Here is an 8,754-nt window from a genome sequence, read left to right on the forward strand (position 1 = left end):
GCGGGAAAATAAGTCAGAACAGGTCATCATCCGATCCTTAAAGTCGTCGTTCGATTTCGGGCCAAACACCTCTACCCCGAACGGGAACGGAAAAGTGACACCAAATAAGAATAATTTTTATTTGTTAATGAGAACGGTCACGAAAGCGCGCTGACCCGCACCAGCCAGGGGGTGCGATAGTGCACCGCGATCGGCAGCGCCTGGACCAGGGATTCGAGCACATAGTCGGTGTCGCGCAGCGGATAGGCGCCGGACAGCACCAGATCGGCGACCTGATCGTCGCAATACAACAGGCCATGGCGATAGCGGCCCAGTTCGGCAAGGAAGTCTTCCAGGCGCAGGCGGTCGGCCTGCAACACGCCTTCCGTCCAGCCATGCCGCTGGGCCACCGAGAGCGCCTCGATGCGAACCCCGGCCGCGGACAACCGGGCACGCTGGCCGGCCGCCAACCGCTGCGGCGGCTGGCCGGCGCCGGGGCTCAATGTCACCGTGCCCGCCAGCACGCCCACTTCACGCGCGCCGCCCACATCGCGCAGCAGCGCATGGGCCTGGTCGGGCTGCAAACGCGCCCCGCCCAGGGCCACCGACAACGGCCGTGGATCGCCGGCGGCGCGGCTGTCCAGGGCGATCTCGCTGCCCGGCAACACGGTCAAATGCCGCTGGCCGGCGCTGAAATCCAGACCCACCGCGCTGTCGGTGTTGAGCATCAGCGCGGAGCCGTCTGGCAGAGCGAACCGGCGCCGCTCACCGACCCCGCTGCGATAATCCGCCAGCGTCCGGCGCACCGGCGTGGAGCTGGCCAGCATCGGGCCCAACACCACGCCGGCGCCGGCCAGGCCCAGCAGGCCCAGAGCGCGCCGGCGGCTAATCCGATTGTCCGGCTTGAGAGTGTGCCGGCCCACCTCCGGAGCGATGCCCTCCAGCGCCTGGGCCATCCGCTCGACCTGCTCCCAGGCACGGCGGTTGGCGGCGTCGGCGGCGAGCCAGTCGGCCCAATCGCGCTTCACAGCGGTGTCATCGCCCTCCCCGGCCCACAGCGCCACCTGCCAATCCAACGCTGCCTGCAGCCGCGCCGGGTCCACCCCTTGACGTTCGGCATAGCCGCGCAACGCCGCCGGCGTGCTCATGCCTCGTTCAACGTCAGCAGGCAGGCCTGCAACGCCCGCAACATGTATTTGCGCACCGCGCTCTGTGATACCCCCAGGCTGGCGGCGATCTGCGGGTAGGTGCGCCCCTCGAACCGGGACAACAGAAACGCACGCCGCACCCGGGCTGGCAAGGCGTCCAATGCCTTATCGATGCGCGCCAAGGTTTCCAGGGTGATCGCCTGGCGCTCCGACGACGGCGCCTGTGCCTCGGGCTGCTGCGCCAGCACCTCTCGATAGGCCGACTCCAGCGCCCGCCGCCGGTGCATGTCGATCACCAGCCCCTTGGCGATCTGAGTCAGGAACGCCCGTGACTCCCCCGGCCCCGGATAACGCCCCGAGACCATCAAGCGCACATAGGTGTCCTGCACCAGATCGGCGGCATCGGCGGTATCGCCCCCCAAACGACCGCGCAGCCAGCCAAACAGCCACCCGGCGTGATCGTGGTAAAGCGATCCGATTTCACTTTGCAGTGCTTTGCTCATGGGAAAACCCGGCGAACCCACAATGGCCCGGCGCCAGACAGGAATGGTAATGATTATTAATAGAGAATCATTCTAGACGAGGGCAGCGCGGCCGGGCAAGCGGGGGACAGGGAACAGGTTAAAGGGAACAGGCGGGCCGGACCTACTGCCGGGATTTGATTCTGGTGTGGGAGCGGTCCTTGACCGCGAACCGCCCGGCAGGGCGGCGGGCGTTGGCCGGGCCTCGTCGCCCTTCGGGCTCGGTTCGCGATCAAGGATCGCTCCCACAGGGGTGCTGTAGAGAGCGGTGGGAGATCAGGCCGTGCCGGCGGTGAAAAGGTGCTTCAAGGAGAGCAGCTTCAAGCTTCAAGCTGCAGGCTACAAGGGCGGCGATGTAGCTGTCTCCTTACGGACTGCGTTGTTCTTGCTTGAAGCTTGTGGCTTGCAGCTACCTGCTCGATCGACAACGTGGAAGCCCCCGCCCTGGCACGGCCTCTCCCAATTCCCGGCTTCCCCGCTCTACCGCCACACCCGCTCCAGCGCGGCGGCCAGATCGAACGGGCCAGGACGGTAGTGCCCGGCCAGCGCAGTGACCCAGCGCCGTGGGCGTTCGGCGAGGCCGGTGGCGATCAGCTCGACGGCGTGCTCGCGCACGGCGGCGGCGAATTGCCGCTCGTCACCGGGGTCACCGTGCAGGTTGTCCAGGGACACCCGGAACGGGTGATCGCAGGCGGCGCAGAACAACGCCTCCAGGGCCTGGGGGCGCACTTCCACGCGCATGAACTCAAGTTGCTGGGCGGCATCGCGGCCGTCCGGGGCGTACCAGTAGCCGTAGTCTTCCCGGGCGCGGCGCGCGGCGCCGGCCACGCACCAGTGGGCCACTTCGTGCAGGGCACTGCGGAAATAATCGCGGGTGTAATGGATGGTGGACACAGTGTTCAGTGTTCGGTTTTCAGTGTTCAGTTCGGCGCCGGGGTGGTAGCTGGGCTCTTCCGCGCCGCCAATCAGGAGGGTCCGGTAGTCGGCGAAAAAACTGGCGCGAAACAGCGCCTCCAGATCGCCGGCCCGGTGCCCAGCGGCGGCGCTTTGCGGTATGGTAGCCGCCCTTTGCCCACTACCCTGCTGCGTGTTATGTCCGCCCATCGTCACGAACTCCGTGCCCAACTGTTACTTGCTCTGCCGATTCTCGGTGGCCAGCTGGCGCAAACCGCCAACGGCTTCGTGGATACCATGATGGCCGGGCGGGTCAGTGCCGCGGATCTGGCCGCGGTGGCGGTGGGCGCCAGCATCTGGGTGCCGCTGTTTCTGTTCATGACCGGCGTACTGATGAGCGCCACGCCGATCCTGTCCCGGCATCTGGGCGGCAAAGCTTACCATCGGGTCAACCCGCTGGCCCAGCAGGGCCTGTGGCTGGCGCTGGGCCTGGGGCTTGTGAGCGCGCTGATCCTGCGTTCAATGGGGCCGGTGCTGCACTGGATGGATGTCGATCCGACCCTGCTCCCGAAGGTGCAAGGGTATCTGCACGGGCTCAGTTGGGGCATGCCCGGCGCCGCCTTGTTGCTGGCGATGCGCAGCTACACCGAAGCCATGAACCACACCCGCCCGGTGCTGTGGGTGAGCGTGATCGGTCTGCTGATCAACGTCCCCGCCAACTACGTGCTGATTCACGGCAAGTTCGGCCTGCCGGCACTGGGCGGCGCCGGCTGCGGCTGGGCCACCAGCCTGGTGATGTGGTCGATGGCGCTGATGATGGCGTTCTACATTCGCCGTCACCCGGTCTACCGCCCGGCGCGGCTGACCCTGCGCCAGCGCCACCTGGAGCTGGCCAGCATGGGCTATATGCTGCGCCTGGGGCTGCCGGTGGGGCTGTCGATCTTTTTCGAGGTGAGCATCTTCGCGGTGATCGCCCTGCTGATCAGCAGCCTGGGCCCGGAAGTGGTGGCCGGCCACCAGATCGCCCTGAATTTCACCTCGCTGATTTTCATGCTGCCACTGAGCTTCGCGCTCGCCGCCACCGTGCGCGTGGGCCACGCGCGCGGCCGTGGCGACGCCGCCGGCCTGCATCTGGCGGTGCGCTGCGCAATGCTGATGATCGCCACCATCGGCGTCGCCGCCGGCCTGCTGCTGATGGCCTTGCGCGGCTGGGTGCCGCACATCTACACCGACAACGCCGAAGTCATTGCCCTGGCCGCGCACCTGCTTTTGTTCGCCGGGCTGTATCAGGTCTCCGACGCGATCCAGGTCAGCGCCAGCGGCTGCCTGCGCGGTTTCGAAGACACCGCCTGGCCGATGCTGATGACGCTGCTGGCCTACTGGGGCGTCGGCTTGCCGGTGGGTTATCTGCTCGCCCTCACTGACCTCTGGGTGCCCGCCATGGGCCCGGCCGGCTTCTGGATCGGCCTGCTCGCCGGCCTCACCGCCGCCGCCGCCCTGCTCTCCCTGCGCCTGCGCTGGCGCCTGCGCCAGCCCCTGCCGGAAAGGTCTCGCCCGGTCGAGGTGGAACGCGCCGCTTGAGGCGGACCGGGAACAGGCTGAAGGCCGTGCCAGCTCCAGGCTCGACCCCGGCTACGGAGCCGCCGTGGGAGCGGTCCCCGACCGCGAACCGAGCCGAAGGCGAGGAACAGCCTGGCAGCGCCCCTTCCCGGTCAAGGACCGCTCCCACAAAAACACAGTGCCAGCCCCAGCCTCGGCCCCGGCTACAACGCCGCCGTGGGAGCGGTCCCCGACCGCGAACCGCGCCGAAGGCGAGGAACAGCCTGGCAGCGCCCTTTCCCGGTCAAGGACCGCTCCCACAAAAACACAGTGCCAGCCCCAGCCTCGGCCCCGGCTACAACGCCGCCGTGGGAGCGGTCCCCGACCGCGAACCCGAGCCGAAGGCGAGCAACAGCTTGGCAGCGCCCCTTCGCGGTCGAGGACCGCTCCCACGAAAACACAGTGCCAGCTCCAGGCTCGGCCCCGGCTACAACGCCGCCGTGGGAGCGGTCCCCGACCGTGAACCCGAGCCGAAGGCGAGCAACAGCTTGGCAGCGCCCCTTCGCGGTCGAGGACCGCTCCCACGAAAACACAGTGCCCGCCCCAGGCTCGGCCCCGGCTACAACGCCGCCGTGGGAGCGGTCCCCGACCGCGAACCGAGCCGAAGGCGAGCAACAGCCTGGCAGCGCCGCTTCGCGGTCAAGGACCGCTCCCACAAAACACAGTGCCCGCTCCAGGCTCGGCCCCGGCTACGGAGCCGCCGTGGGAGCGGTCCCCGACCGCGAACCGAGCCGAAGGCGAGGAACAGCCTGGCAGCGCCCCTTCGCGGTCAAGGACCGCTCCCGCCCCTAAAACCGCCCCCGTGCACAACGCCGTTGCGATTTACGCCTAATAACAATTATCATTCGCGCCCTATCCAGCCCGCCAATAAGAGCGCCCCATGTCCAGATCCGCCTCTTCCAGGTTGTTTTATTACCGGCTTTCCGTGGCCTCGCGTACCGTGGCGGCGGTGCTCGGCGGTTACGCGCTGAGCGCCGCCAGCACCGCCGCGCTGGCGGTGACCCTGCCGATGCCCCGGGCCGAAGCGGTGGTCTCGGCCACCGTGTTTTCGTTCCTGGTTTACAGCGGCGCGGTGATCTGGGCGTTCGCCACCCACAGCGCGCTGCGCGCCTGGCTCGGCATCGCCGCGCCCACGGTGGTCTGCGTGGCCGTGGCGTTGCTCGGGGCGCCCTCATGAAAAATTCCCTGCGCCAATCCATGGCCTGGCTGCACACCTGGAGCGGCCTGCTGCTCGGCTGGCTGCTGCTGGCCATGTTCGTGACCGGCACCAGCGCTTATTTTCGCGAAGAAATCTCCCTGTGGATGGAGCCGGAGCTGCACGCCTCCCACGCCACGCCGGAGACACCCGAACTGGCCTGGCAAGCGCTCAACCGGCTGGCGCCGGACGCCCGCGCCTGGGACATTCGCTTGCCCGACGCGCGCGCGCCAGTGGTGGAGCTGGGCTGGCAACCGGACACCCCTGAAGCGCAAAACGAAGGCCGCCGCCGCGGCGAGCGCGCCATCATGGACGCCGCCACTGGCGAGATTCTGACGCCGCGCGCCACCCGTGGCGGCGATTTTCTCTACCGCTTCCATTTCGAGCTGTACGGCGTACCGCGCCTGTGGGCGCGCTGGCTGGTGTGCGTGGCCACCATGTTCATGCTGGTGGCGATCATCAGCGGCGTGATCACCCACAAAAAGATCTTCAAGGATTTCTTCACCTTCCGCCCCGGCAAAGGCCAGCGCTCCTGGCTGGACGCCCACAACGCCACCGCCGTGCTGGCGCTGCCGTTTCATTTCATGATCACCTATTCCGGCTTGCTGTTGTTCATGGTGATGCTGATGCCCTGGGGCATCGACGCGGCCTACAACGGCGACCGGCGGGCCTTCTTCGACGACGCCTTTCCGCGCGCCACGGAAACAACGGCGCAGAGCCAGGAAGCGGCGCCGATGACCGACATCGCGCCCCTGCTCGCGCAGACCCGCCGGGCCTTCGATCAGCCGGTCACCCGCATCGAAGTGAACCGGCCCAACCGGGCTGGCGCCACCGTTTCGATCTCCACCGACCGTGAACCGGAAATCACCGGCCGCCGGCGCGGCAGCGCGCCGACGCTGGTGTTCCAGGCGAACAGCGGCGCGCTGCTGGAAACCCGCCCCGGCACCAGCGAGGCGTTGCCCGCCGCCGTGCGTTTCTACAACCTGTTCGCCAACCTGCACCTGGCGCGTTTCGCCGACCCGGCGGTGCGCTGGCTGTTTTTCCTGTCCGGGCTGGGCGGTTGCGCCATGGTCGCCACCGGCCTGTTGCTGTGGGTCGCCAAGCGCACCCAGCAACTCAAACAGCGACAACCCGGCGCCTCGCTGCGGCTGGTCAACGCGCTGAACATGGCGTCCATGACCGGCCTGATCGGAGCCATGGCGTTCTACTTCGCCGCCAACCGCCTGTTGCCCGTGGAACTGGCGCAGCGGGAAAGCTGGGAAATCCGTGTGTTCTTTATCAGCTGGCTGCTGAGCCTGGCCCATGCCCTGTGGCGGCCCAACCGGCGTGGCTGGATTGAACAGTTGGCCGGCATCACCGTGCTGTGGCTGAGCGTGCCGCTGTTGGACATGGCCACCACCGGCAGCCATTTGTTCAGCGCCACCGCCTGGCAACACGGCGCCCTGGCCGGCTTCGATCTGGCCTGCCTGCTGCTTGGCGCGCTCTGGGGCTACGCCCTGTGGCGGGTGGCCCGCCATGGCGGCGGCAAAAAAGGCACCGCCCGGCAACCGCGCCGCTCACCCGGCACCGCGACGGGGGCAGCCTCATGATGGTTTGGCTCGCACTGGCCCTGGCCTACGCCGGCCTCACCGCCCTGGCCCTGGGCATGAAACGCCACCACCAAAGCCTGCTCGGCGCCAAACCCTCCGACGCGCGCCTGCGCGCGTTTCGTGTTACCGGCTGGGCATTGATCGCCCTGATGCTGCTCTGCTGCCTGCGGCTATGGCCTTTAGGCCTGGCCCTGTCCCTCGCCTTTGGCCTCGCCACCCTGGCCGGCCTGCCGCTGATCTTTCTGCTCCCCTACCGCCCCCGCCTCGCCGCGCGCCTCGCCCTGGCGCTGCCGTTGGCCGCCGGGGTGGGGGTGTGGGTGGTTTGACGATGGGGGCGCTGGGCGCCGGACGTCGGACGTCGGACGCTAAGATCAAGACCCGTGATGGAAAGCATTGCGACTACGCAAGCACAGCCTGCATTGCCGCAAACCGTTGAAGCGCGGGTTTAAGCGTCCGGTGTCCGGCTCTAAAACCCTCAGGTGCGGGGCAGAAACGCTGTGCCATTCGGCCAAAAGACGTCGCTGGCTGGGCCTGCTCCTACATGGCCGCGTTGTAGAGGGGGCGTGTTTTTTGTAGGAGCAGGCCGTGCCAGCGACGTCTTTTGATTTTGATCTTGGCGTCTGGCGTCTGGCGTCCGGCGTCAGACGTCAGACGTCCCCCCCCCTCTTGCGCCCCACCCCGCAACCGACTACTGTGAATTCGGAGCATCGGAATAACCAATGCGCGGCAGAAATGTCTTATTGCTCTACACGCATTGGTTATTCCGCAGTTCCCCCGGTCGGCAGCGCGGAGGCGCTTATGGCTCAGGCACATCGGCAGGACCCTCGAGGCGGCAATGTGCTGCCTTTCACCCCCCGACGGCGAATCACTTCGCCGCCTGTTCTTCGACTCTCTCCGGAATACGATGGCATGGAATTGCTCTATGCCAATGATGAACACCCCGACACCCTGTTTTCCCTGAAAATTCTCGCCTGGGCACGCACCGGCAACGGCGCCACCCAGGCGGTGGTGCCGTGGCTTAAAGAGCTGGCCACCGCCGAGAGCATGTGCGATCCGCTCAACGGCCGCTGGGCCGGCTATCGCCTGCCCGACAGCGATTATCTGTTCCGCGAGGCGCCGGAGCACAAAGTGCAGGAGCTGGACGCCGCGGTGCGCTTTTTCGGCGCGCCCGGCGGCGGCAATCACGTGGTTCAGGAAATCCCCGACACCATCGGCACCCACGCCGTGTTCTCCGAGGATCACTTCGAAACCCTGGCGCTGATGGAGGTGGTCAGTTGGCGCCTGCTCGGCGACGGCCGCGTGCAGGCGATGGTGGCCGACGAAGAGGCGGTCACCCAGACCCCGGTGCTGCCCGGCGATGACTGCCTCGCCTTTGCCCAACAACAACCGGACTTTCGTTACTTCTTTCAGCACGGCATCGCCAACCGCCTGAAAGAACACGACCCGGAAGCACTCGCCGCGATTGCCATCCTGGCGGCCAAAAGCTGACCACAACCGCCCGGCCACCGGGCAGAATCGAGCACCACCACGACCACCACGGAGCCGCTGTGGGAGCGGTCCCCGACCGCGAACCCGAGCCGAAGGCGGGGAACAGCCTGGCAGCGCCGATTCGCGGTCAAGGACCGCTCCCCCAAAAACACAGTGCCCGCTCCAGGCCCGCGGCCCCGGCTACGCAGCCGCTGTGGGAGCGGTCCCCGACCGCGAACCCGAGCCGAAGGCGAGGAACAGCCTGGCAGCGCCCATTCGCGGTCGAGGACCGCTCCCACAAAACACAGTGCCAGCTCCAGGCTCGGCCCCGGCTACGGAGCCGCTGTGGGAGCGGTCCCCGA

Annotated in this window: 8 protein-coding genes; 5 read left to right on the top strand and 3 right to left on the bottom strand. The window is 67.4% G+C overall.

Annotated features, from left to right (window positions below; all coding sequences use genetic code 11):
- Nucleotides 1-137: 137 nt before the first annotated feature.
- The 3 genes from CGS25_RS08685 to CGS25_RS08695 all read right to left on the bottom strand — a co-directional run bounded on the left by CGS25_RS08685 (nucleotide 138) and on the right by CGS25_RS08695 (nucleotide 2,752).
- Nucleotides 138-1,127 carry a FecR family protein gene (locus tag CGS25_RS08685; protein ID WP_101675239.1) on the bottom strand — a complete coding sequence of 330 codons (990 nt, stop codon included), beginning with the start codon at nucleotides 1,125-1,127 and terminating at the stop codon, nucleotides 138-140.
- Nucleotides 1,124-1,630, bottom strand: a complete 507-nt coding sequence (locus CGS25_RS08690) for a sigma-70 family RNA polymerase sigma factor (RefSeq protein ID WP_089031821.1) — start codon at nucleotides 1,628-1,630, stop codon at nucleotides 1,124-1,126. Before CGS25_RS08690 ends, CGS25_RS08685 begins: the two co-directional genes overlap by 4 nt.
- Nucleotides 1,631-2,128: 498 nt before the next feature.
- A complete protein-coding gene (locus CGS25_RS08695) occupies nucleotides 2,129-2,752 on the bottom strand; it encodes an elongation factor P hydroxylase (RefSeq protein WP_101675240.1) in 624 nt (207 codons plus the stop codon).
- Between CGS25_RS08695 and CGS25_RS08700 the strand changes: the two genes are divergently transcribed.
- The 5 genes from CGS25_RS08700 to CGS25_RS08720 all read left to right on the top strand — a co-directional run bounded on the left by CGS25_RS08700 (nucleotide 2,741) and on the right by CGS25_RS08720 (nucleotide 8,413).
- Nucleotides 2,741-4,123, top strand: a complete 1,383-nt coding sequence (locus tag CGS25_RS08700) for an MATE family efflux transporter (RefSeq protein ID WP_101675246.1) — start codon at nucleotides 2,741-2,743, stop codon at nucleotides 4,121-4,123. The genes CGS25_RS08695 and CGS25_RS08700 overlap by 12 nt on opposite strands.
- An 898-nt stretch (nucleotides 4,124-5,021) precedes the next feature.
- Nucleotides 5,022-5,318: a DUF3649 domain-containing protein gene (locus tag CGS25_RS08705; protein WP_198588734.1), complete on the top strand. Its 297-nt coding sequence runs from the start codon at nucleotides 5,022-5,024 to the stop codon at nucleotides 5,316-5,318.
- Nucleotides 5,315-6,925, top strand: coding sequence for a PepSY-associated TM helix domain-containing protein (locus CGS25_RS08710; protein ID WP_101675241.1), 1,611 nt, complete (start codon nucleotides 5,315-5,317; stop codon nucleotides 6,923-6,925). Before CGS25_RS08705 ends, CGS25_RS08710 begins: the two co-directional genes overlap by 4 nt.
- Nucleotides 6,922-7,251, top strand: a complete 330-nt coding sequence (locus CGS25_RS08715) for a DUF3325 domain-containing protein (protein WP_089031816.1) — start codon at nucleotides 6,922-6,924, stop codon at nucleotides 7,249-7,251. Before CGS25_RS08710 ends, CGS25_RS08715 begins: the two co-directional genes overlap by 4 nt.
- Nucleotides 7,252-7,834: 583 nt before the next feature.
- Nucleotides 7,835-8,413 (top strand): hypothetical protein, encoded by a 579-nt coding sequence (locus CGS25_RS08720; protein WP_232802331.1) that lies wholly within the window; start codon nucleotides 7,835-7,837, stop codon nucleotides 8,411-8,413.
- The last annotated feature ends 341 nt before the right edge of the window (nucleotides 8,414-8,754 follow it).

The organism is Alloalcanivorax mobilis (assembly GCF_002864685.1).
GTDB lineage: Bacteria > Pseudomonadota > Gammaproteobacteria > Pseudomonadales > Alcanivoracaceae > Alloalcanivorax > Alloalcanivorax mobilis.

Excerpts from the sequence above, each read along its gene's own strand:
- CGS25_RS08715 (WP_089031816.1), top strand. The coding sequence starts at position 6,922 with ATGATGGTTTGGCTCGCACTGGCCCTGGCCTACGCCGGCCTCACCGCC.
- CGS25_RS08720 (WP_232802331.1), top strand. The coding sequence starts at position 7,835 with ATGGAATTGCTCTATGCCAATGATGAACACCCCGACACCCTGTTTTCC.
- CGS25_RS08700 (WP_101675246.1), top strand. The coding sequence starts at position 2,741 with ATGTCCGCCCATCGTCACGAACTCCGTGCCCAACTGTTACTTGCTCTG.
- CGS25_RS08685 (WP_101675239.1), bottom strand. The coding sequence starts at position 1,127 with ATGAGCACGCCGGCGGCGTTGCGCGGCTATGCCGAACGTCAAGGGGTG.
- CGS25_RS08690 (WP_089031821.1), bottom strand. The coding sequence starts at position 1,630 with ATGAGCAAAGCACTGCAAAGTGAAATCGGATCGCTTTACCACGATCAC.
- CGS25_RS08705 (WP_198588734.1), top strand. The coding sequence starts at position 5,022 with ATGTCCAGATCCGCCTCTTCCAGGTTGTTTTATTACCGGCTTTCCGTG.
- CGS25_RS08710 (WP_101675241.1), top strand. The coding sequence starts at position 5,315 with ATGAAAAATTCCCTGCGCCAATCCATGGCCTGGCTGCACACCTGGAGC.
- CGS25_RS08695 (WP_101675240.1), bottom strand. The coding sequence starts at position 2,752 with ATGGGCGGACATAACACGCAGCAGGGTAGTGGGCAAAGGGCGGCTACC.